Annotated in this window: 16 protein-coding genes; 11 read left to right on the top strand and 5 right to left on the bottom strand. The window is 68.6% G+C overall.

The features are described from left to right. The first annotated feature begins 74 nt into the window (after positions 1–74). From BM085_RS18050 to BM085_RS18025, 6 genes are all read left to right on the top strand, one after another. Complete coding sequence (locus tag BM085_RS18050) at positions 75–968, top strand: glutathione S-transferase family protein (RefSeq protein ID WP_093888132.1); 894 nt, start codon at positions 75–77, stop codon at positions 966–968. A 118-nt stretch (positions 969–1086) separates the two neighbouring features. After that, on the top strand, positions 1087–1752 hold the full coding sequence (locus tag BM085_RS18045; protein WP_093888131.1) for a B3/B4 domain-containing protein: 666 nt from the start codon (positions 1087–1089) through the stop codon (positions 1750–1752). Positions 1753–1922: 170 nt separating this feature from the next. Further along, positions 1923–5594: a multifunctional oxoglutarate decarboxylase/oxoglutarate dehydrogenase thiamine pyrophosphate-binding subunit/dihydrolipoyllysine-residue succinyltransferase subunit gene (locus BM085_RS18040; protein ID WP_093888275.1), complete on the top strand. Its 3672-nt coding sequence runs from the start codon at positions 1923–1925 to the stop codon at positions 5592–5594. A 67-nt stretch (positions 5595–5661) separates the two neighbouring features. Beyond that, on the top strand, positions 5662–5838 hold the full coding sequence (locus tag BM085_RS44485) for a DUF6104 family protein (RefSeq protein WP_086567678.1): 177 nt from the start codon (positions 5662–5664) through the stop codon (positions 5836–5838). Positions 5839–5909: 71 nt separating this feature from the next. Then, entirely contained in the window at positions 5910–6707 is a 798-nt protein-coding gene (locus BM085_RS18030) for a DUF4097 family beta strand repeat-containing protein (protein WP_093888130.1), read from the top strand. Then, complete coding sequence (locus BM085_RS18025; RefSeq protein WP_093888129.1) at positions 6704–7435, top strand: PadR family transcriptional regulator; 732 nt, start codon at positions 6704–6706, stop codon at positions 7433–7435. Before BM085_RS18030 ends, BM085_RS18025 begins: the two co-directional genes overlap by 4 nt. Before the next feature lie 80 nt (positions 7436–7515). On the opposite strand, the gene BM085_RS18020 is transcribed toward BM085_RS18025, so the two are convergent. From BM085_RS18020 to BM085_RS18010, 3 genes are all read right to left on the bottom strand, one after another. Next, entirely contained in the window at positions 7516–8394 is an 879-nt protein-coding gene (locus tag BM085_RS18020; RefSeq protein WP_093888128.1) for an oxygenase MpaB family protein, read from the bottom strand. Between the two features lie 184 nt (positions 8395–8578). Next, the gene (locus tag BM085_RS18015) at positions 8579–9541 is read right to left on the bottom strand and encodes a zinc-binding dehydrogenase (protein ID WP_093888127.1); all 963 of its coding nucleotides are present in this window, start codon (positions 9539–9541) and stop codon (positions 8579–8581) included. Positions 9542–9744: 203 nt separating this feature from the next. Continuing rightward, complete coding sequence (locus tag BM085_RS18010) at positions 9745–11205, bottom strand: acetyl-CoA synthetase (RefSeq protein WP_093888126.1); 1461 nt, start codon at positions 11203–11205, stop codon at positions 9745–9747. A gap of 317 nt (positions 11206–11522) precedes the next feature. On the opposite strand from BM085_RS18010, the gene BM085_RS18005 reads away from it, so the two are divergent. Then, positions 11523–12638 (top strand): trypsin-like serine peptidase, encoded by a 1116-nt coding sequence (locus BM085_RS18005; RefSeq protein WP_093888125.1) that lies wholly within the window; start codon positions 11523–11525, stop codon positions 12636–12638. Between the two features lie 188 nt (positions 12639–12826). On the opposite strand, the gene BM085_RS18000 is transcribed toward BM085_RS18005, so the two are convergent. Further along, positions 12827–13351, bottom strand: a complete 525-nt coding sequence (locus BM085_RS18000) for an SSI family serine proteinase inhibitor (protein WP_093888124.1) — start codon at positions 13349–13351, stop codon at positions 12827–12829. Between the two features lie 314 nt (positions 13352–13665). Between BM085_RS18000 and BM085_RS17995 the strand changes: the two genes are divergently transcribed. From BM085_RS17995 to BM085_RS17980, 4 genes are all read left to right on the top strand, one after another. Further along, positions 13666–15249 carry a trypsin-like serine peptidase gene (locus BM085_RS17995; protein ID WP_245789379.1) on the top strand — a complete coding sequence of 528 codons (1584 nt, stop codon included), beginning with the start codon at positions 13666–13668 and terminating at the stop codon, positions 15247–15249. A gap of 214 nt (positions 15250–15463) precedes the next feature. After that, the gene (locus BM085_RS17990) at positions 15464–16660 is read left to right on the top strand and encodes a trypsin-like serine peptidase (protein ID WP_093888122.1); all 1197 of its coding nucleotides are present in this window, start codon (positions 15464–15466) and stop codon (positions 16658–16660) included. Between the two features lie 147 nt (positions 16661–16807). Then, a complete protein-coding gene (locus BM085_RS17985; RefSeq protein ID WP_093888121.1) occupies positions 16808–17872 on the top strand; it encodes a trypsin-like serine peptidase in 1065 nt (354 codons plus the stop codon). Positions 17873–18621: 749 nt separating this feature from the next. Next, the gene (locus tag BM085_RS17980; RefSeq protein WP_093888120.1) at positions 18622–20229 is read left to right on the top strand and encodes a trypsin-like serine peptidase; all 1608 of its coding nucleotides are present in this window, start codon (positions 18622–18624) and stop codon (positions 20227–20229) included. Between the two features lie 227 nt (positions 20230–20456). On the opposite strand, the gene BM085_RS17975 is transcribed toward BM085_RS17980, so the two are convergent. Continuing rightward, the gene (locus tag BM085_RS17975; protein ID WP_093888119.1) at positions 20457–21815 is read right to left on the bottom strand and encodes an NsdA family TPR-like regulatory protein; all 1359 of its coding nucleotides are present in this window, start codon (positions 21813–21815) and stop codon (positions 20457–20459) included. Positions 21816–22016 lie beyond the last annotated feature (201 nt).

Below are 22016 nucleotides of genomic sequence, written 5' to 3'. Positions count from 1 at the left end.
GGCTCCCTTCGTCGCCCCGCATTCTGCCCCCTGAACCGAATCATGTTCTACTCGGGGTGGCGTACGGTCGATCCATGAAGCTGGGACGCGAGATCTCCGAGGGCGGACGCTTCGTGCGGCAGCCGAACCGGTTCACGGAGCGGATCGAGGAGGGCGGCGAGCACCCGCCCGAGCCCGGCCGCTACCGGCTCTACGCCTCCTACGCCTGCCCCTGGGCGCACCGCTCGCTCATCGTGCGCGAGCTGCTCGGCCTCCAGGAGGCCGTCGGCGTGACGATCGTGGACCCGATCAGGGACGAGAAGGGCTGGCGGATCCCCGGCGGCGACCCGGTCACCGGCGTGGAGTACCTCTCCGAGCTCTACCTGGCCTCCGATCCCGGCTACCAGGGCCGCTACACCGTGCCCTGCGTCTGGGACGCCACCGCCGGCCGGCTGGTCACCAACGACTACCCCCAGATCACCCTCACGCTGGAGACCGCCTTCGCGCCGTGGCACGCCGAGGGCGCGCCCGACCTCTACCCGGCCGCGCTGCGCGGGGAGATCGACGCGCTGAACGAGGTGATCTTCGACGGGCTCAACAACGGCGTCTACCGGGCCGGGTTCGCCACCTCCCAGGAGGCCTACGACGAGGCGGTCACCAAGGTCTTCGACACCCTCGACCTGCTGGAGGAGCGGCTCGCCACCCGCCGCCACCTGCACGGCGACGCGCTCACCGAGAGCGACGTGCGGCTCTACCCGACGCTCGCCAGGTTCGACGCGGTCTACCACTCCCACTTCAAGTGCGCGGTCCGGCGGCTGACCGACTATCCGGTGCTGTGGGCCTACGCCCGGCGCCTGTACGCGATCCCGGCGTTCCGCGACACGACCGACTTCGACCACATCAAGCGGCACTACTTCATGACGCAGACCAACATCAACCCGAGCCGGATCGTGCCGCGCGGCCCGGAGCTCGACTGGACGGCCGGGTGACGGCCCCGGCGGATCCGCCTGCGGGCGAGAGGTGACCGGTGATCGAAGGCTCGTCCGCCGCCTCGATGCGCACGGCTCCTCCCTGACCGAAGGGCGGGCAAGGCCTAAGCTGAGGGGTGTGATCGAGGACATCTGGGTGGACCCCGCCGTAACAGCGCTCAGACCGGACTTCGCGGTCCTGGCCATGGGCGTGTACGGCCTGCGCAACGGACCGACCGACGACAGGTCCCGGGCCTGGCTGGCCGGGGCGGCCGACAGCGCGGTGAGCGCCGAGGACCCGAAGGTCGAGGCGTGGCGGGAGGCCTACCGGGCCTTCGGGGCGAAGCCGCAGCGGACCAGACCGTCGGTGGACGCGCTGGTCAGGCGGATGCCGCTGCCGGAGATCAACCAGGTGGTCGACGCCTACAACGCGATCAGCGTCAGGCACGGGCTGCCGATCGGCGGGGAGGACCTGGCCCACTACGAGGGGACGGCCCGGCTGATCCGCGCCACAGGCGAGGAGCCGTTCGAGGTCGTCGAGAAGGGCGAGCCCGGCGTCGACCATCCGGAGATCGGCGAGGTGGTCTGGCGCGACGACAGGGGCGCCACCTGCCGGCGCTGGAACTGGCGGCAGTGCGTGCGCACCCGGATCACCGAGGAGACCGTCGACGCGCTGTTCCTGCTGGAGCGGCTGGCGCCGATGTCGCTGGAGGAGCTGCGCGCGGCGGGGGACGAACTGGTCGAGTCGCTCAAGATCGTCACTCCGGGCATCCGGGTCGAGTCACGGCTCATAGCGCATGGGTGACCAGGCCCGCACCCCCCATATAGACCCCCCGGGGGTGGCTGTTTTGGACGATACTGGGAGGATCGAGCAGCGAGCTGCGGTCAGATCGGCGCAGCTCCGGGTCCAGGCGAGTAGCCTTGGACAGGTTCTCTATCATCAACGCCGATCTGCGGAAGAGGGCGATTTCCGCCGTGTCGTCTGAGTCGTCGCGGACAAACCCGCTGGCAGCCTTTGGTCAAAACGAATGGCTTGTCGACGAGCTGTACCAGAAGTACCTCCAGGATCCCGAGTCTGTGGACCGTGCCTGGTGGAACTTCTTCGCTGATTACACCCCTGATTCCGGGTCCGGCAGAGCCGCGCCCCCGGGGGCGGCCAAAGCCGCGCCCGCCACTCCAACCCCGGCTGCGACTCCGGCGACCCCTGCCGCCGCACCGGTGACCACCGCGCCGAAGGCCAAGGCCACCCCGGCGGACAAGCCCAAGCAGGAGACGCAGTTGCCCGCCGGTGCCGAGGAAGTCCGACTGCGCGGCGCCGCCGCCAGAACGGCTGCCAACATGGAGGCCAGCCTCGAGGTCCCGACGGCCACCAGCGTGCGCGCGGTCCCGGCGAAGCTGCTCATCGACAACCGCATCGTGATCAACAACCACCTGTCCCGCGGTCGCGGCGGCAAGGTCTCGTTCACGCACCTGATCGGTTACGCGGTCATCAAGGCCCTCAAGGCCCTGCCGGAGATGAACCACTCCTACGCCGAGGCCGACGGCAAGCCCGTGCTGGTCAAGCCGGAGCACGTCAACCTCGGCCTGGCCATCGACGTCGCCAAGAGCGACGGCACCCGGCAGCTCCTGGTGCCGTCGATCAAGGCGACCGAGGGCATGGACTTCCGCCAGTTCTGGGTGGCGTACGAGGAGGTCGTGCGCAAGGCCAGGGCCGGCAAGCTCGGCGTCGACGACTTCTCCGGCACCACGATCTCGCTGACCAACCCCGGGACGATCGGCACCGTCCACTCGGTGCCGCGTCTGATGCCGGGGCAGGGCACGATCATCGGTGTCGGCGCGATGGAGTACCCCGCGGAGTACCAGGGCGCCTCTCCCGAGACGCTCTCCCGGCTCGCGGTGAGCAAGGTCATGACGCTCACCAGCACCTACGACCACCGGATCATCCAGGGCGCCCAGTCGGGTGACTTCCTGCGCCAGGTCCACCGGCTCCTGCTGGGCGAGGACGGCTTCTACGACGAGATCTTCGAAGCCCTCCGGATCCCCTACGAGCCGGTCCGCTGGGTCCAGGACATCTCGACCACGCACGACGACGACGTGGCGAAGTCGGCCCGGGTCATCGAGCTGATCCACGCCTTCCGGGTCCGCGGCCACCTGATGGCCGACACCGACCCGCTGGAGTACAAGCAGCGCAAGCACCCCGACCTCGACATCAAGTCCCACGGGCTGACCCTGTGGGACCTGGAGCGCGAGTTCGCCACCGGCGGCTTCGGCGGCCGTCCTCTGATGAGGCTGCGCGAGATCCTCGGCGTGCTGCGTGACTCCTACTGCCGCACCATCGGCGTGGAGTACATGCACATGCAGAACCCCGAGGAGCGCGCCTGGATCCAGGCCCGGGTGGAGCGTCCCCACGCCAAGCCCGACCGCGAGGAGCAGCTGCGCATCCTGGAGCGGCTCAACACCGCCGAGGCGTTCGAGACGTTCCTGCAGACCAAGTTCGTCGGCCAGAAGCGCTTCTCGCTCGAAGGCAGCGAGTCGCTGATCCCGCTGCTCGACTCGGTGCTCTCCGCCGCCGCGGAGGAGAACCTCGACGAGTCCGTCATCGGCATGGCCCACCGCGGCCGCCTCAACGTGCTGGCCAACATCGTGGGCAAGTCCTACGGCCAGATCTTCGGCGAGTTCGAGGGCAACATCGACCCGCGGACGGCGCACGGCTCCGGCGACGTCAAGTACCACCTGGGCGCCACCGGTGACTTCGTCTCACCCGACGGCAGCAAGCTCAAGACCTCGGTCGTGGCCAACCCCTCGCACCTGGAGACGGTGGACCCGGTCCTGGAGGGCGTGGTCCGCGCCAAGCAGGACCTGCTGGAGCGGGGCGAGGAGGGCTTCACGGTCCTGCCCGTGCTCGTCCACGGCGACGCGGCCTTCGCCGGCCAGGGCGTGGTGGCCGAGACGCTGAACCTGTCGCAGCTTCGGGGCTACCGCACCGGCGGCACGGTCCACATCGTGGTCAACAACCAGGTCGGCTTCACCACCTCGCCGGCGTCCTCGCGCTCCAGCGTGTACGCCACCGACGTGGCCCGGATGATCCAGGCCCCGATCCTGCACGTCAACGGGGACGACCCCGAGGCCGTGGTCCGGGTCGGGAAGCTGGCGTTCGAATACCGCCAGGCGTTCCGCAAGGACGTCGTCATCGACCTGATCTGCTACCGGCGCCGCGGCCACAACGAGTCCGACAACCCGAGCTTCACCCAGCCGCTGATGTACGACCTGATCGACGCCAAGCGCTCCACCCGCAAGCTCTACACCGAGGCGCTGATCGGCCGGGGCGACATCACGGTGGAGGAGGCCGAGGGCGCGCTCCGCGACTACCAGGCCAAGCTGGAGAACGCCTTCGCCGAGACCCGCGCGGCGTCCAAGGAGTCGACCGGCGAGTTCGCCCGCCCGGTCGACGTGGACTCCATCATCCCCTGGTCGCACGAGGACACCCCGACGGGGATCTCCGAGGAGACCGTCAAGCGGATCGTCGACACCCAGCTCAACCTGCCGGAGGGCTTCACGATCCATCCGCGCCTGCTGCCGGTCATCCAGCGCCGCGGGCAGATGGTCGCCGAGGACCGCATCGACTGGGGCATGGGCGAGACCCTCGCCTTCGGGTCGCTGCTGATCGACGGCCACCCGGTCCGCCTGGTCGGCCAGGACTCCCGGCGTGGCACCTTCGTCCAGCGGCACGCCGTGCTGGTGGACCGCGTCACGGGCGAGGAGCACACCCCGCTCAAGACGTTCAACGAGGGCACCACCAAGTTCTACGTCTACGACTCGCTGCTCAGCGAGTACGCCGCGCTCGGCTTCGAGTACGGCTACAGCGTGGAGCGCCCGGAGGCCCTGGTCGCCTGGGAGGCCCAGTTCGGTGACTTCGTCAACGGCGCCCAGTCCGTGATCGACGAGTACATCACCGCGGGCGAGCAGAAGTGGGGCCAGCGCTCCGGCGTCACCCTGCTGCTGCCGCACGGCTACGAGGGTCAGGGCCCGGACCACTCCTCGGCCCGCATCGAGCGCTTCCTGCAGATGTGCGCCTACGACAACATGACCGTGGCCCAGCCGACGCTGCCGGCGAACTACTTCCACCTGCTGCGCTGGCAGACGAAGTCGAACCGGCACCGCCCGCTGGTGGTGTTCACGCCCAAGTCGCTGCTGCGGCACAAGGCGGCGGTCTCGCCGGTCAGCGAGTTCACCTCGGGCTCGTTCCGGCCGGTGCTCGGCGACACCACGGTGAACCCGGCCGAGGTGCGCAAGGTCGTGCTCTGCTCCGGCAAGATCTACTACGATCTGGCGGCGGCCCGTGACAGGCAGGGCCGGACCGACGTGGCGATCGTCCGTCTGGAGCGGCTCTACCCGTTCCCGATGAACCCGCTCGCGGCCGAGCTGGGACGATACGCCGACGGCGTCGAGCTGGTGTGGGCGCAGGACGAGCCCGTCAACATGGGCCCGTGGCCGTTCCTGACGCTGAAGCTGGCGGAGAACCCCGACACCTTCGGCGGGCGTCCGATCAAGCGGGTCTCCCGCAAGGCGAACTCCTCCCCCGCGACGGGCTCGCACTCCGCGCACGAGGCGGAGTTGCAGCAGATGCTGGGAGAGATCTTCAGCTAGGCACCACCTTCGGAAGTCCCCCACAGGAGCCCCTGTGGGGGACTTCCCCGTTACTGCGAGGAGAACGATGTACTTCACCGATCGGGGCATCGAGGAGCTTGTCGAGCGCCGCGGCGAGGAGGAGGTCAACATCGTGTGGCTGGCCGAGCGGCTGCGCGAGTTCGTCGACCTGAACCCGGAGTTCGAGACCCCGGTGGAACGGCTGGCCACCTGGCTGGCCCGGCTGGACGACGAGGACGACTGAAGCAGTCGCGATATATCTTGACCTCCGCTTACGACGCGACATATCGTGTCTTGTAGAAGGAGGTCACGAACATGCGGCAGTGGACCATCGAGAAACCCGAGCAGCTCACCTTCGACACCGTGAGAAAGCTCAACGTCCGGATCGTGGCGGGCAGGCTGGCGGTGCTGGCCAGCGACGGCCCGCCCACCCTTGAGGTCGCCGACATCGGCAACCCGCCACTGATCGTCACCCACGAGGACGACGGCACACTCACCGTCGCCTACAAGGACCTGACCTGGGACGGCCTGCTCGGCTGGCTGCGCCCCGGACGCCGCGAGACCACGCTGACGCTGACCGTGCCGAAGGACTGCCCGGTCAACGCGGGAGTGGTCTCCGCCTCGGCCGTCGTGGCCGGTTTCGAGAGCCGCACCTCGGTCAAGAGTGTCTCCGGTGAGATCGTGCTCGACGGGGTGAGCGGCGAGATCCACGCCGACACCGTCTCCGGCGACGTGGAGAGCCGCGGCCTGGTCGGCGACCTGTCCTTCAAGAGCGTCTCGGGCGAGCTGACCGTGGCCCAGGGCACGCCCCGCCGGCTCCGCGCCACCACCGTCTCCGGCCGGATCACCGCCGACCTGGAGCTCCCGCCGACCGGTCACGTGACGTTGAACAGCGTCTCGGGCGAGATCATGCTCCGGCTGCCGCGCGGAGTCGAGACCGATGTCACGATCCGCTCCACCTCCGGCAGGCTCGACACCGCCTTCGCCGAGCTCCGCCGCTCCAACCAGCCCGGCGCCAGGACGCTGACCGGCCGGATCGGCGGCGGCATGGCGTCCCTGTCGGCGACCACCGTCTCGGCGGCCGTCACTCTTCTGAAGGGAGAGCAGGCATGAGTCCGGTCTTCGGTCACGGACGGCTCCGGCTCTATCTCCTCAAACTGCTGGAGGAGAGCCCGCGCCACGGTTACGAGGTGATCCGGCTGCTCCAGGACCGCTTCCTCGGCGTCTACTCGCCCTCCCCCGGCACGATCTATCCGCGCCTGGCCCGGCTGGAGGAGGAGGGCCTGGTCACCCACGAGGTCCTGGAGGGCAAGAAGGTCTTCACCATCACCGACCGGGGCCGCGACGAGCTGAACACCCGGCTCGACGAGCTCGCCGACCTGGAGCAGGAGATCTCCGACTCCGTCCGCGACATCGCCCGCGAGGTCAAGGAGGACGTGCGCGACACGGTCAAGTCGCTGCGCGAGGAGCTCACCCAGATGGCGCGGGACGTGCGCCAGGGCTCCGGGCAGGAGCAGAGCCGGTCCAGGAACGAGCAGCGCGAGGCCTGGCGGGAGCAGAAGGCCGAGTGGCAACGCCAGAAGCAGGAATGGCAGCGGCAGAAGCAGGAATGGCAGCGCCAGAGCCACGAGTGGAAACACGACTGGAAGCGCGTCTGGGCCGACAGCTTCACCGGCCACGGGTCGCGTGACAGGGACGCCCGGCTCGGCCAGATGCTGGCCGAATTCGTCGAGGAGCTCCGCGGGGACGCGGCCGGCGCCCAGGTGACCGAGGAGACCCTCGCCACCGCGCAGGACGCGCTCTACGACGCCGCCCGGCGCATCCGAGACGCGCTCCGGTGATCCTGCTGTACGGCCCGCGCCCGCCCCTCCTGCTTTCGGGGCTCCCGCCCCGTGCGCCCGGGTCGGCCGTACCCCGGCGGTCAGGCGACGCGCATGGCGCGGACGAGACGCTCCCGGGCCCGTGCGACCTGCCTGGCGCGGTAGGCGATCGGCATGTATCTGGCCCGCTCGGGCAGGTGCGGCACGGTCGCCGCGACCGCCCGGCCGAGCCGGCGCAGCCGCACCTCGTCGCGTGCGGTCCACGGCAGCCCCAGCTTCCGGCGCACGGCGGGCGGCAGCGTGCCGACCGTGACGAAGTGGTTGACCCGGCCTGAGGTGAGTCCGAGCGGACCCCACAGCCGGCGCAGCGGCACGGGCATGATCGGCGGGGGTCCCACGGTGAGCGCGGTGCGCAGCACGTCGTGGGCCGTCGGATGGCTCTCCAGGGTGGTGTCGACCATGTCGTGGAAGTAGCGCCAGTAGTCGTCGACGGTGGCGGGGAACATCCGCTCGGGGACCCGCAGGATCCGGCCGAGATGGATGATCTCCTCATACAGGCGCCGCTCCTCCCCCGGGGAGTAGGGCTGCCCGAAGTACTTCGCCATGGTGACGGCCCGCTCGAAGGCGGTCAGATGCACCCAGGCGTACGGCTCGGCGCTCAGCGCGTGATAGCTCCGCCCCTGGGCGTCGACCCCCTGGATGTCCTTGTGCATCTCCCGCAGGCGCCTGCCCTCCCGGATCGCCTCCGGCCCGCCGTACACCCAGGTCTGCAGCGAGGTGAGCGAGCGGGTCAGCCGCCCCCAGGGGTCGGTCCGGTAGACCGAGTGATCACCGATCGCGGCGCCGATGGCCGGGTGCATGACCTGCATGACGAGAGCGCCGCCGAGCAGGAGCATCAGCCGCTGGTCCCCCATGCCCTCCCAGAGCAGACTGCCGGGGCCGAAGGGTTCGGGGTCGGGGCGCGCGGTCGCGTCGGTCATGGCGGGCCTCCCGGAGGATGTGTCGCTCACAGGTGTTCATCCCCCGGAAGGCAGCGAAGTAACTCATCACTTACATACGTGACCCAGATCACATCGGCACGCGGTCACGCCCGTCCGGCCACCGATCACGGCCGTCCGAGCACCGATCACGCCCGTCCGGACACCGGTCACGCACGCGCCCGGCTCAGCCCGCGCCGGTGAAGACGATCTTCCCGAACACGTCGCCCTCGTGCATGGCCGCGAACCCCTCGCGGGCCCCGGACAGCGGGAGCGTCCGGTCGATCGCCGGCCGGGCGCCGGTCTGCTCCAGGAACCGGGCGAGCCGGGCCAGCTGGTCGCGGGTGCCCATGGTCGAGCCGACCACCGAGAGCTGCAGGAAGAAGACCCGGTTCAGGTCCGCCGGGGGGACGGCTCCGCTGGTCGCCCCGGAGACCACGATCCGGCCGCCGGGGCGCAGCGCCTTCAGCGAGTGGTCCCAGGTCGCCTGGCCGACGGTCTCCATCACCGCGTCGACCCGCTCGGGCAGCCGGGCGCCGCTCTCGAAGACCTGGTCGGCGCCGAGGCCGAGCGCCCGTGCCCGCTTCTCCTCCGACCGGCTGGTGGCCCAGACCCGGTAGCCGCCCGCCCGGCCCAGCGTGATCAGCGCGGTGGCCACACCACCCCCGGCGCCCTGGACCAGCACGGTCGAGCCCGGCTCCAGGTCCGCCTTGTCGAACAGCATCCGGTAGGCGGTCAACCACGCGGTGGGCAGGCAGGCCGCCTCCTCGAAACTGAGCGCGGCGGGCTTGGGCACCAGGTTGCGCCGGGGCACGGCCACCCGCTCGGCGAAGGTGCCGTCGTACTTCTCCGACAGCAGGGACCGCTTCGGATCGAGCGTCTCGTCGGCTCCGCTGCCGATCACCGAGTGCACGATGACCTCGTTGCCGTCCTCGTCGACTCCGGCGGCGTCGCCGCCGAGCACGATCGGCAGCCGGTCCTGGCGGATGCCCACACCCTTGAGGGTCCACAGGTCGTGGTGGTTGAGCGAGGCGGCCCGCACCGCGACGGTGGTCCAGCCGTCGGGGACTTCGGGTTCGGGGTGCTCTCCGAGCGTGAGCCCGGCGAGCGGGTTGTCGGGATCGATCTTGGTGGCGGTTACGGCGAACATGGCCGCACCCTACGCCTCCACGCCTCCCGCCCGGCGTCGCCTCGGCCGTACCACCCGCTGGCCATGTCCCGAGCAGGCCCTCCACGTGGGAACCGGCCGCGTCCCGGACAGGCCCTCCGCGGGAAGGCGCGGCCGTCACCCGTCTTCGAGTCCGCCGGCCTCAGCGCCCACGCCGGCCGTGTCGCGGACCGGGGGCACCGCTGTCACCAGGTCGCGACGTTCACCGGCCCGTCGGCGCGCAGGCGGATCTTCCTGCCGACGAGCTCCCGTGACTCGGCCTCGGCGATCAGGCCGGGGTCGCGGAGATGGGCGTGCGCCCGGCCTCCGCCCGGCAGATCGGCGACGACGACGCCGCGCTCGGCCGCGCCGTCCCTGCCGTGCGCGACGGTGTATCCGGCGACGGTGGCGGGCCCCTCGTATCCGGCCACGATCGGCACCGGCTCGGCGGTGTACACCGGCTCGCCGTCGCCGAGCACGCCCCCCGGCTCGGTGGACCAGATCGCGTAGGTGTGCTTGGTCAGATGCATGCCGACCCCGGTGACCAGGCCGTGGCCCGGCTCCGCGCGCAGGCGGCCGGCCATCGCCGCGGTGGAGTGCAGGACGTAGTCGCTGGCCGGCCCTCCGGCGTACGGCAGGCCGCCGGTGACCGTCAGCCCCCGGCCGTCGAGCGGGTCGAGTCCCATCGCGGCGCAGGCCGAGCGCAGCGCGACCGCGAAGCAGCTGTAGACGTCCAGCGCGCCGAGGTCGTCGAGGCCGACACCCGCCCGCGCGAAGGCCCGCCGGGCCGCGGCCGCCATGGCCGGGGAGGAGCCCGGCTCCGGCCGGGCCGCGACCTCCCAGGTGTCCTCGGCGTACGCCCAGCCCCGCAGGTAGACGCGCCTGTCCAGGGGGACGCCGAGCCGGTCGGCGAACCCGGTGGCGACCAGGATCGCGGCGGCGGCCTGGTCCACCTCCAGCACCGCGACGGTGCGCCTGGTGTACGGCCAGCCGACGAGGCGGTTGTCCTCCGACGGGACGACCAGTTCCCGAGCCGTCCGGACCTCCCGGTGCCAGGCATGGGGGTTGGCCGCGGCGACCCGCGTCATCGGGGCCATCATCCGGCCCCGATGGGCCCGCTCCTCCTCAAGGGACTCGTGGTTCGCCGCCCGCCGGGCGGTTTCCATGATCGCGTAGGTGTGGACCGGCAGGAACAGCTCGTGGGCCAGCTCGGCCGGATGCGGGGGGCGCTCCCATCCGTAGGGCGGCTTGGGAACGGCCGGGTGGCTCCACGCCACCCGCTCCCCCGCCTTGCGCAGGGCCCTGCGCGTGGCCAGCGCCTCCGCCCCGGCGACCAGCGCGGCGTCCATCTCCCCTGCGGCGATCCGGCGGGCCGCCGCACCGAGCAGCATCTGCGGGGCCGTGCCGCTCACCCTGGAGTAGGCCCGGTGCCGGGGTTCGGCGGCCAGGCGCTCGGCGAGCCTGGCCGCCGGGTCGTCGTACTGCCAGGAGTCGGTGTAGACGACCTGGATCGAGTCGAGGCGCTCCAGCACACCGGGCGCCCCCGCGTCGGCGGCGGCTTCACGGGCGACCAGCTCCCACAGATCCAGCGGCTCCGGGCCCGGCTGCGCGCGGACCGTGTGCTGGGCGACGCCGATGAGGCAGGGAGTTCGGGGATCTACGCTCATGCGGACATCCAACCAGAACGATGTTCGGTTTAATAGTCCGGAGGTCTCCGAGTTACCGGAGAAACCGGCGGCGAGCATTGTTGTCGATGATGTCCGGGGTGCCAGACACGTGGGCTCACAACCCCTCCCACCTGCGAAAATACCCGCTAGTTAAATTATAACTAATAGCTATTTAAATAACAGCATCGCATCGAAGGGAACCATTTCAGACTTTTTCCCGTCAATTCCTCGCCGACCTCTTGATCCATTCAGTAACGTTCCGATCGTTTTCCTGGCAGGGGATGTCCCGTCCCCCGCCGAGAACGGAAGGAGCTCCATTGAATTCCCGAGCACGGCGCCTCACGATCCCCCTCACCGGCGTTCTCATGATCGCCGGAGTGATCGGCGCCACCACCGGTGCCCACGCCGGTACGGCCCCCAGCGACGTGGTCAGTTCGGCCGCCTCGGAGACGGCCGGCGAGGCCACCGCCTTCTGGTCGCCGGAGCGGATGCGCAAGGCCACCGACGCCTCCGACGACCTCGACCTCAGCGTCAAGGGCGGCAAGGCCTCCAGCGCCGCCGGCCCCGACGGGCGGGCGGGATCGGTCCCGCCGATCGGCCAGGAGGGCACCCGGTCGATCAAGAGCAAGCAGGTCAACCTGCCCAACACCGTCGGCCGCGTCTTCTTCACCCTGCCCGGCGCCAACCCGCTGGACCCGGGGAGCTGGAAGTACTGCTCCGGCACCTCCATCCAGAGCAAGTACCGCAACCTGGTCGCCACCTCGGCCCACTGCGTCTACGACGTGAAGACCAACCGGTTCTACGACAACTGGATCTTCATCCCGTCCTACTGGGACGGCAACCAGGCGTGGGACGGCAAGAACCCCTACGGCATCTACGCGGCCAAGTGGTTCAACGCCCACGACGACTTCGTGGTGAAGGAGGACTACGACTTCGACTACGCCTTCGTCAACGTCCACTCCGGGTTCAAGGTGAACTGGGAGAAGGGCGCCGACGGCACGTGGAAGCCGATCGTCAAGGACGTCGGCCGGCTCGGCGACAACGTCGGCGGCCAGGGCTTCGCCTGGAACCAGAAGGTCAAGAACAAGGTCTTCTCCTTCGGCTATCCGGCCGGCCTGCACCCCGACGGGGACAGGCCCTTCACCGGCCGCACGATGAAGTGGTGCTTCGGCACGACCGGCGCCATGCCCGCCGCGCCGAAGTACAACCTCCAGGAGCACGTCGGCTTCAAGTGCGCCTTCACCGCGGGCGCCAGTGGCGGCCCGTGGCTGCTGAAGTACAAGAACTCCACGCGGACCGGCTACCTGAACGGCGTCAACAGCGTCGCCTGGGACACCGACAAGAACGACCGCTACGACAGGATCTCCTCGCCGTACTTCAACGGGGACACCTACCAGGTCTACAAGGTCGCGGCCAACCGCTGGACCAAGTAGCCGCACCTCACGGCCGGCCGTGAGGCCATTCGGCCGGCCCCGCGCGACGAGGGGCCCGGTCCTCGGACCGGGCCCCTCCAGCTTCCCCGATACGGGGTCCCTTCCCCCGATACGGGATCCCGGATGTTCCACCGGGTTCCCCGTGCCTTCCGGAAGCTTCGCAAGACCCGGGGAACCGGCGGAAGGCTCTAGAAGGAGAAGAGCGGGCCGGTCGTGCCGCGCAGCGAGCAGGGGTTGCCGAAGGTCCGCTCGTACCGGATGTAGCGGTTGTTCCAGGTGCCGGTCGCGGTCACGGTGACCGGGTCGTACTGCATCGTGCACATCAGGTCCGGCGGCGGCCTGAGCCCGGCGGGGTCACCTCCCACCCTGTTCAACGCCTCGCACGCCTCGCCCGCCACGGGGTGGGTGCCCTGCGGTGGATCGCACACGAGCAGGGCGCGGCCCGCCACCGGCGACGGCCTCTCCCCTCGCGCGATGCTCAGCGTGAACGCTTTCGCCCCGACGGCCGGCCTGCGCGCGATCGGCCTGACCGGAACCGGCCGGCCCGGGGCGGACTCGTCCGGGGAGAGCCAGTCCCGGTAGGACCACGGCGGACCCGGCTCCGCGACGGACGGGCCCGACCCGCCCAGCGGCAGCGGTGGCGGCGGCGCGGCGGCGGCCGTACCGGAGAGCAGGAAGAGCCCCGAAGCCACCAGGCAGAGAAGACGTCGCATGGAACCCCCGATTCGCGTGACGCCGAGTGCCCGCTCAGCCTTGCGCACCCGCCCCGCCCCGGCAACGACCGACTCCCGTGTTTTCGCAGGTCATGGTCTTGTGCGGCACCCGCCCGCACGGCCGGTCAAGCGAGGGTAGATCAGACGCGGATCTTGAAAGTTCGGTTCCACGGTTTTGGTAACGAACTCATATCGGTCCGGCCTGTTGCCCGATTTGTAGCGCTTTAACCGTTCTTTGCCTAGTACGGTCTCCTCTTGTCTCTTTACGCATGCGTGGGCCGTCCCGAGTGGCCCATGACAAAGAAGGAGCTAGATTGAACACCCGAGCCAAGCGCCTGGTCCTCCCCCTCGGCGGTGCCCTCGTGGCCACCACCATGATCGGCGCCCCCCTCGCAAGCGCTGCCCAGGCCGCGCCCGCGCCCGACGTCAAGTCGTCGTCGCTCACCTCGTCCGGCAACGCGAAGGCCATCGCGGGCTACTGGACCTCCTCCAAGCTCAAGTCGGCGAAGAGCTACATCTCCGACTCCACCGTCTCCGCCAAGCTGACGAAGACCGGCGCCGCCAAGGCCGCCGCCGACGGCAAGCCCGGCACCATCGCCCCCACCGGTGAGGGCGGCAAGTCCGCGGGCAAGTCGAAGAACCTGAACCTGCCGATCACCGTGGGCAAGGTCTTCTTCGTCGACGGCAAGGGCCAGGAGCGCTGGTGCTCCGGCACCTCGGTGCAGTCGAAGTACCGCAACCTGGTCGCCACGGCGGGCCACTGCGTGTACGACACCGACACGAACAAGCCGTTCAGCAACTTCGTGTTCATCCCCGGCTACTACCAGGGCAAGGCTCCCTGGGGCATCTACGTCGGCGCCAAGGTCAACACCCACGACGACTTCACCGTCTTCGAGGACTACGACTACGACTACGCCTTCGTCAACGTCTACAACGGCTTCAAGCAGACGGGTGTCAAGGAGGTCAAGCGGTCCGAGTACGAAGCCGCCAAGGGCTTCAAGTACACCGAGGACAAGGAGATCTCCAAGTCCGAGTTCGAGGCGGGCTACGAGAAGTACGGCGAGCTCGGCCCGTACTGGAAGAAGGCGGCCGACCCGACCGTCGAGACCGTCGCCAAGCCCGCCGACGTCACCTCCAAGAACGTCGACGAGTACATCGCCACCGGCAAGAACGGCGTCAAGCTGACCGCCGCCGAGGTCGTCGAGAGCGTCTACAAGAACGCTCCCTCCGGCTTCGAGAACGGCAACAAGTTCGAGCGGAAGACCGTCAAGACCCCGATCAGCCAGGAGGAGTACGCCCGCCTGGTCAAGGAGAAGGGCAACGGCGACTTCCTCGGCAAGCTCGAGGTCACCAAGGACGCCAACGGCACCGAGATCGCCTGGTTCAAGACCCAGTACTTCATCAAGAAGTGGGTGAAGACCACCGTCAAGGAGCTCTACTTCCACACGAAGTACTTCGTGGTGCTCATGGCGGACTCCGGCCGGCTCGGCGACAACGTCGGCGGCCAGGGCTTCACCTGGAACCAGAAGCTGGGCAAGAAGGTCTTCACCTTCGGCTACCCGACCGCCGCCCACCCCGACGGCAACAAGCCCTACTCCGGGCACACCATGAAGTGGTGCTACGGCACCACCGCCGCCGCCCCCGTGGTCCCGGCCTACAAGGCCGAGGAGCAGCAGGCGATCAAGTGCGCCTTCACCCCGGGCGCCAGCGGCGGCCCGTTCCTGCTGCAGTACAAGAGCAGCAAGCGGACCGGCTACCTCAACGGTGTCGTGAGCCTGACGATCGACAGCGACAAGAACAACCGCTACGACCGGGTCACCACCCCGTACTTCAACGGTGAGACCTACGGCATCTACAAGCACGCCGCCAACCTCTGGACCGGGAAGCTCCCCGGCTAAGGCGCGGACGTCGTGAGCGTGGAAGGGCCGCTACCACAGGGCTCTTCCACGCTTTGACGGGGTGCTTATGCCCCCCAGGACAAACTTCACCAGGTAACGGTGTTAAAGCAGATCAAGCCCCCCGACTGCCTAAAACCAAGTTGATCTGGAAAAATCACTCCTTGCAGTCCTCATTCAGCCGCTGATCCCCTGACCCCCGAAGGAAACGGCCTTCATGTCCCCCCGCGCACGGCGGTTCGCGACCACACTCGGCGCCCTCGTCGCCAGTGGTGTGCTCGCCATGTCCGCGTTCGCCGGGGGCGCCAGCGCCGACAACACCTACAACACGACGGTCCCGGGCAGCATCACCTCCATCACGCTCACCAAGACGAGCGCGGACATGAAGCGGATCGCGGAGTACTGGAGTCCGGCCAGGATCAAGCAGGCGCAGGACGGCACGCCGGCGACGCCCGAGATCAAGCCCAGCGGCAGCGCCACCACCGCGACGCCCGCTCCTTCCGGCGGGACCGGCACCGCGGCCACCGCCACGGCGACCACCGCCGCGGCGAGCGGTGAGTCCAAGACAGCGAACGCGACGTCCTACTACAGCAGCAGTAGTAGCAGTGGCTCGACCGCGCCGGTCGTCAGGCCCACCCTCCCGAAGAAGCCCTCCTCGGTCGCCGCAAAGTCCCCCGTGACCGTGGGCAAGGTGTTCTTCCGGATCGGGGACAGGGATTTCTGGTGCTCCGCCTCGTCGGTGGCCTCCAAGAGCCGCAGCCTGGTCGCCACGGCCGGGCACTGCGCCTACGACGCCAAGCAGGGCAGGCACGCCGACTACTGGATCTTCATCCCGGGCTACGACAAGGGCGAGACCCCCTACGGGGTCTACGTCGGCCACTCTCTCAACCTGCACGAGAGTTTCGTCGGCCTCGGTGACTACGACTACGACTACGCCTTCGTCAACGTGCACGACGGGTTCATCTGGAAGCCGGGCAAGAGCCCGAACACCTACGAGATGGAACCCGTGGGAAAGCTGGAGGACAACGTCGGCGGGCAGGGACTGGTGGTCAAGCGCGGCATCGGCCAGGCCGCCCTCGCCTTCGGCTACCCCGCCGCCCCCCAGATCGACGGCAGCAGGCCGTACGACGGCCAGAAGCTGAGGTGGTGCAGCGGCCGCACCACCAGGAGGCCCGCGCCCACTTACCTGATGGAGCTGGGCATCGCGCTCAAGTGCGGATTCACCGGCGGAGCGAGCGGCGGCCCCTGGCTGGTCGACTACAACAGCGCCACCGGTCTCGGCTACCTCAACGGCGTCAACAGCTTCGCCTGGGACGTCGACACCGACCGCAAGTACGACCTCATCTCCTCGCCGTACTTCATCACCTCGACCTACAACGTCTACCGGTGGGCGGACAGCCAGCACGCGAGCTGACCTTACCCACACCTTATGGGCACCTTAAATGCACCTTAAGGGAGCCTTAGATCGGCATTTACCCGATGGGCCGATACGTAGGTTATTTGTTTGTCGTCCCGCAGTTTCCAGGGTTTCTGGAGACGTTGCAGCGCAAGGAGCAAGTCTTTGAAGCACTCTCTTCTTTCCCTCGGTGGCGCCGCACTCGCCACCAGCCTGCTGGCCGCCGGCCTGAGCGGCACCGCCCAGGCCAACCCGGACTGGGCAACCGACAAGCTGGCCGACAGCAACGCGTCGGCGCTGTCCGTGGCCAGGTTCTGGGCCGCCTCCAACTACGTGGCCCTGAAGAAGGCCACCGCCTACGCGCCCGAAGCGGCGGCCCCCCGGCTGAGCTCCGGCGGCGGCTACTCCCCCGACGGGCGCCCCGGCACCATCGCCCCCACCGGCTCGGAGCGGCCCACCCCGTCCCTGGCCAAGAACGTCAACCTGCCCAAGACCATCGGCAAGGTGTTCTTCGTCGCCAACGGCCGGTTCAAGTGGTGCTCGGCCACCTCGATCCAGTCGAGGTACCGCAACCTGGTCGCCACGGCCGCCCACTGCGTCTATGACACCGCCAGCAACGGCCAGACCCTCGACAAGTGGGTCTTCGTCCCGGGTTACTACCAGGGCAAGACGCCGTGGGGCATCTACGTCGGCAAGCAGGCGTGGACGCACTACGACTTCGACGTCTACGAGGACTACGACAAGGACTACGCCTTCGTCACGGTCTACAACGGCATCGGTTTCGACCGCGGCCTCAAGGACGTCGGCCGGCTCGGCGACAACGTCGGCGGCCAGGGCTTCACCTGGAACCAGTCGACCGGCAAGCCGGTCTACGCCTTCGGCTACCCGCAGGCCCCGCACCCCGACGGCAACAAGCCCTACAGCGGCGTGACGCCCAAGTACCTGTACGGCAAGCCGTCCGGCAAGGTCTACGTCTCCGCGGCCGAGAAGGTCGAGGAGCACGTCGGGCTCAAGGGCGCGTTCACCCCGGGCGCCGACGGCGGCCCGTGGCTGACGCAGTACAGCAGCAGCAGGCGCCTGGGCTACGTCAACGGCGTGACCAGCCTCTTCGGCGACCAGGACCAGAACAACCGCTACGACCTCATCACCTCGCCGTACTTCGACGGTGAGACCGCGGACATCTACAAGAAGGCCGCCAACGTGTGGTCCGGCTCGATCGTCCGCAAGTAAGCCCTCCGGACCCTCACAAGGGTTCAGGACGCTCAGCTCCACCCGCGGGACCCGGTGCATCATGCGCCGGGTCCCGCACCCGTTTCCCGGCCTGTACGGCTTCTCCAGGCCCGTACGGCATCTCCCGGGCCTTCACGTCCGGTACGGCCTCGCCCGGCGGACTCCCGGGGCTCTCGCCACCCCGGTTCAAGACTCCGGGGGCCTCGCACGTCCCTGAATCCGGTTCCCTGAGTGCTTGCCAGCCCCCGATTCAAGGTTCCGGGGCCCTCGCACGTCCCCGAATCCGGGTTCCCAGGCCCTCGCGCGCCCCGATTCCGGTCTCCGAGGGCTTGCCGGCCCCCGATTCGGGGATTTTCAGGGGCTTCCGGGCCTGATTTTCAGCCTTCCGAGGGCTCCGGAGGCCCCGGATCGTTCGCGTTAGACGTGACTATCGGCAAATCGGTGCCATCGAACTCATGTGATCTGCGTCACATCAGCATCGTGACTGAACGTATCGGGGCACTCACGCCACATCGGTCACATTCGCAACAGGATCATGCCTATCTGCGGAAACGCAGCACATCGCCCTCGGCCGCAACAACCGCCTTGCAGCCGTTCAAACATCACAGAATGATCTCGGCCCGGCGCATGGGGCTCTTACCCCTCAAAGCGGCTTCCGATCCTCAAGATCAGCCCTGTATGTTCTGGCTATCCCTTTACTGACGCATGGGACGCAAGAAGCGTTCCACATCAGACCAAGGAGTTACCCCTTGAAGCGCATCCTCCTCCCCGCCGGCGGCGCCATCCTCGCCACCGGCATGCTGGCCGCTGGTCTGGCCGGTACCGCCAACGCCAACCCGGACTGGGCCTTCGACACGATGGCCAAGGACGCTCCGGCCGCCGTGGACGTCGCGAACTTCTGGCTCGAAGTGAACGACAAGACCAACCGCCTCGCCCAGGCCACGCCTTACACCTGGGAGACCAAGGCGACTCCGACCATGAGCGTCGGCGGCGGGTACACCCCTGACGGGAAGCCCGGCACCGTCGCCCCCATCGGCGAGGAGAAGAAGACCGCGGCGAAGATCAAGAACATCAACCTGCCGAAGACCATCGGCAAGGTGTTCTTCGTCGACGCCGACAAGAACCTGAAGTGGTGCTCGGGTACCTCGATCCAGTCGAAGTACCGCAACCTGGTCTCCACCGCCGGTCACTGCGTCTACGACGAGGGCAAGAACGCCAGCGTCGCCGACAACTGGGTCTTCGTCCCGGCCTACTACCAGGGCAAGACGCCTTACGGCATCTTCGTCGGTAAGACCGCCTACACCCACTACGACTTCAGCGTCTTCGAGGACAAGGACAAGGACTACGCCTTCGTCACTGTCTACAACGGCGTGCAGATCGGTGGTGGCAACGGTCGCGAGGTGACCCGCAAGGAGTTCTCCGAGTACACCGGCACCGGCACCAAGATCGTCACCGAGAAGGACATCGACAAGGCCGCCTACGACGAGGGCGTCAAGAAGTTCGGCGAGGACGGCCCGTACAAGAAGGCCGCCCTTGACTCCAAGGTCGAGACTGTCGCCAAGCCCGACGACGCCAAGGCCAACATCGAGCAGTACATCAAGGACGGCAAGGACGGCATCAAGCTGGTCGGCGTCGAGGTCACCAAGTCGGAGTACCTCGCTGCCGCGTCCGTCAAGGACGACCTTGCCAACGGCGCGCAGTTCACGCGTGAGAGCAAGGTCATCCCGATCAGCCAGGAGGAGTACAAGCAGCTCCTGGTTGACAAGTCCAACGGCAAGTTCTTCGGTGAGCTGCTCGAGGTCAAGGACGGCAACACGGTCACCGGCTGGACCAAGCAGTCCTTCTACCTGAAGAAGTGGGTCAAGACCACGACCCCCATGAAGTACTGGGTCGAGGTCTACTACATCGTCGACGGCTTCATCAAGGACACCGGCGCCCTGGGCGACAACGTCGGTGGCCAGGGCTTCACCTGGAACCAGAAGACCGGCCAGACGGTGTTCGCGTTCGGCTACCCGGCCGACGCTCACCCCGACGGCAACAAGGCCTACACCGGCGTTACGCCGAAGTGGACCTACGGCAAGACCTCGGGCAAGGTGTACGTCTCCGCCGCGGACAAGGTTGAGGAGCACGTTGGCCTCAAGTCCTCCTTCACCCCCGGCGCCGACGGTGGCCCGTGGCTCGTCAAGTACAGCAACGCCAAGCGTCTCGGCTACGTCAACGGCGTGACCAGCCTCTTCGGCGACCAGGACAAGAACAACCGCTACGACCTCATCACCTCGCCGTACTTCGACGGTGAGACCGCCGCGATCTACAACAAGGCTGCGGCTGTGTGGTCCGGCTCGATCGTCAAGAAGTAGTTCTGACGATCACCTGAGTCCGGGGGTCCAAACCTCGTACTCACCCTGCTTCACCCGAGGGGCCCGGCATCTGCCGGGCCCCTCGGCCTTTTGTCCGGTGTTCGCCGGGGACGGGTTCTCCCCCGAGCGTTCTCTCACGAGCGTTCTCCGCCGGAATCCCCGTCCCGCCGGAGCCGCCCCCCGCGGAGCATCGTCCCTCCGCCGATCCCCGCGGACGCCGTATCGCCTCAGGCGGGGCTCAGCTCCCTGGTCCGCTCGTTCAGCTCCCGCACCGCGGGCTCGCCCGCGAAGGGGTCCAGCCGCCGCCGCAGGTCGGACGCGTAGGACTGGGTCCGGGCCGACTGCAGCCCCCCGGCCAGCTCCAGCGCCTGGCCGGCCGCCACGCAGGCCTGCTCCAGCTCGCCGCACCCGAGCAGCCCGGCCGACAGCAGCGAGAGGTTGAACATGCGGCCGCGGACGTAGCGCCCGTCCATGTCCAGCGACCGCGTCGCGTGCCGTACGGTGCCCGGCCCGTCGCCCAGGTCGCGGAAGCAGTGGGCGAACTTGGCCGACAGGTACGCCTCGTCGAAGTAGGCGATCCAGTCGGGCTCCTCACCGGCCCCGCGCTGGTCGAAGGCCAGCTCGGCCGCGTGCAGGGAGTTGCCGCACGCCCCCCGGTCGTCCATCAGGGCGTGGCCGTGGGCCTCCAGCACGTGCGACTCGGCCAGCAGGGCGTAGACACCCGCGCGGCGGGCCGACAGCTGGGCGGCCCGCGCCAGGTCGAGAGCGTGGGCCGGCTGTCCTATATACAGGGCCTGATGGCTCATCCCGGCGAGGATCTCCCCGCCGAGCCCGTGGTCCCCCGCCCCCCGGGCCAGGCGCAGCGCCTGGATCAGGTAGCGCTGGGCCAGGCCGTGCTGCTCCAGGTCGTAGGCCATCCACCCGGCCAGCCGGGTCAGCTCGGCCGCGGCGGACGCCAGCGCCCTGCCGGTGCCCTCGCCGTAGGAGCCCTCGCTGAGCAGCGGCGCGACCGCCGTGTCCAGATATTTCACGACCGCCGAGCGGACCCTGCCGCCGCCGAACCTGTTGTCCAGCTCGCCGAAGGACCGGGTGACCTCCCGGATCGCGGCGATGTCGGCCATGCCCACCCGCCGGGCGCCGCCCGCGACGGGACGGCCCTCCAGGGGAAGGGTCAGCCAGCGTAGGGCGCCGGCGGACCCGGCCCCGATCGCGAAGGTCGAGTCGAGCAGGAACCTGCGTCTCTCAACATCTCCCCGCCACAGTGCCGTCACGGTCGCGATCCCCTCCTGCCACGTGTGTGTGAACTCCTGTCCGAGGTCGAGAGGTGTCGCGGCGACCGGCAGACCGAGGTCTTCCGAGCTGACCGTCCTGCCGAGCCGGAATGCGAAAATCTCTGCGAGCAGTCCCGGCACCGGATTTCTCGGCCGCTGGCCGCCGATCCAGCGCAGAACGGAACTGTGGTCATACTTCAGACCCGGCAGGCCCCGGGCCACACCGAGATCGTTGAGCCTGCGGGACAGCCCCTTGTGCGTGAAACCCGCTTCAGCGATGAGTCGCTGAAGCAGTCGGTTGGGCTCGCGTTCCATCGCTCTCCTCACCGTGAGAAGCCGCGGGGGCGCTGGAAACCAGCTCGCGCCCCCTGCGCCCGTATCCGTCCCTCGTGCACACTCTTGCCCAGATAGGTGACGGAGCGCTTTTTTTATAGCACGATCCGTGACTGTTTTTTGAGTTTCCCAAAACCAAGAAGACGCCCCTCGCCCGATCGGGCGAGGGGCGTCTTCTCAGAC

Source organism: Streptosporangium canum, from assembly GCF_900113865.1.
Classification (GTDB): domain Bacteria; phylum Actinomycetota; class Actinomycetes; order Streptosporangiales; family Streptosporangiaceae; genus Streptosporangium; species Streptosporangium canum.
This window is presented reverse-complemented; position numbering and strand designations above follow the sequence as displayed.

Excerpts from the sequence above, each read along its gene's own strand:
- BM085_RS18010 (WP_093888126.1), bottom strand. The coding sequence starts at position 11,205 with ATGAGCGTAGATCCCCGAACTCCCTGCCTCATCGGCGTCGCCCAGCAC.
- BM085_RS44485 (WP_086567678.1), top strand. The coding sequence starts at position 5,662 with ATGTACTTCACCGATCGGGGCATCGAGGAGCTTGTCGAGCGCCGCGGC.
- BM085_RS18030 (WP_093888130.1), top strand. The coding sequence starts at position 5,910 with ATGCGGCAGTGGACCATCGAGAAACCCGAGCAGCTCACCTTCGACACC.
- BM085_RS18025 (WP_093888129.1), top strand. The coding sequence starts at position 6,704 with ATGAGTCCGGTCTTCGGTCACGGACGGCTCCGGCTCTATCTCCTCAAA.
- BM085_RS18000 (WP_093888124.1), bottom strand. The coding sequence starts at position 13,351 with ATGCGACGTCTTCTCTGCCTGGTGGCTTCGGGGCTCTTCCTGCTCTCC.
- BM085_RS17975 (WP_093888119.1), bottom strand. The coding sequence starts at position 21,815 with ATGGAACGCGAGCCCAACCGACTGCTTCAGCGACTCATCGCTGAAGCG.
- BM085_RS18050 (WP_093888132.1), top strand. The coding sequence starts at position 75 with ATGAAGCTGGGACGCGAGATCTCCGAGGGCGGACGCTTCGTGCGGCAG.
- BM085_RS18020 (WP_093888128.1), bottom strand. The coding sequence starts at position 8,394 with ATGACCGACGCGACCGCGCGCCCCGACCCCGAACCCTTCGGCCCCGGC.
- BM085_RS18015 (WP_093888127.1), bottom strand. The coding sequence starts at position 9,541 with ATGTTCGCCGTAACCGCCACCAAGATCGATCCCGACAACCCGCTCGCC.
- BM085_RS17990 (WP_093888122.1), top strand. The coding sequence starts at position 15,464 with ATGTCCCCCCGCGCACGGCGGTTCGCGACCACACTCGGCGCCCTCGTC.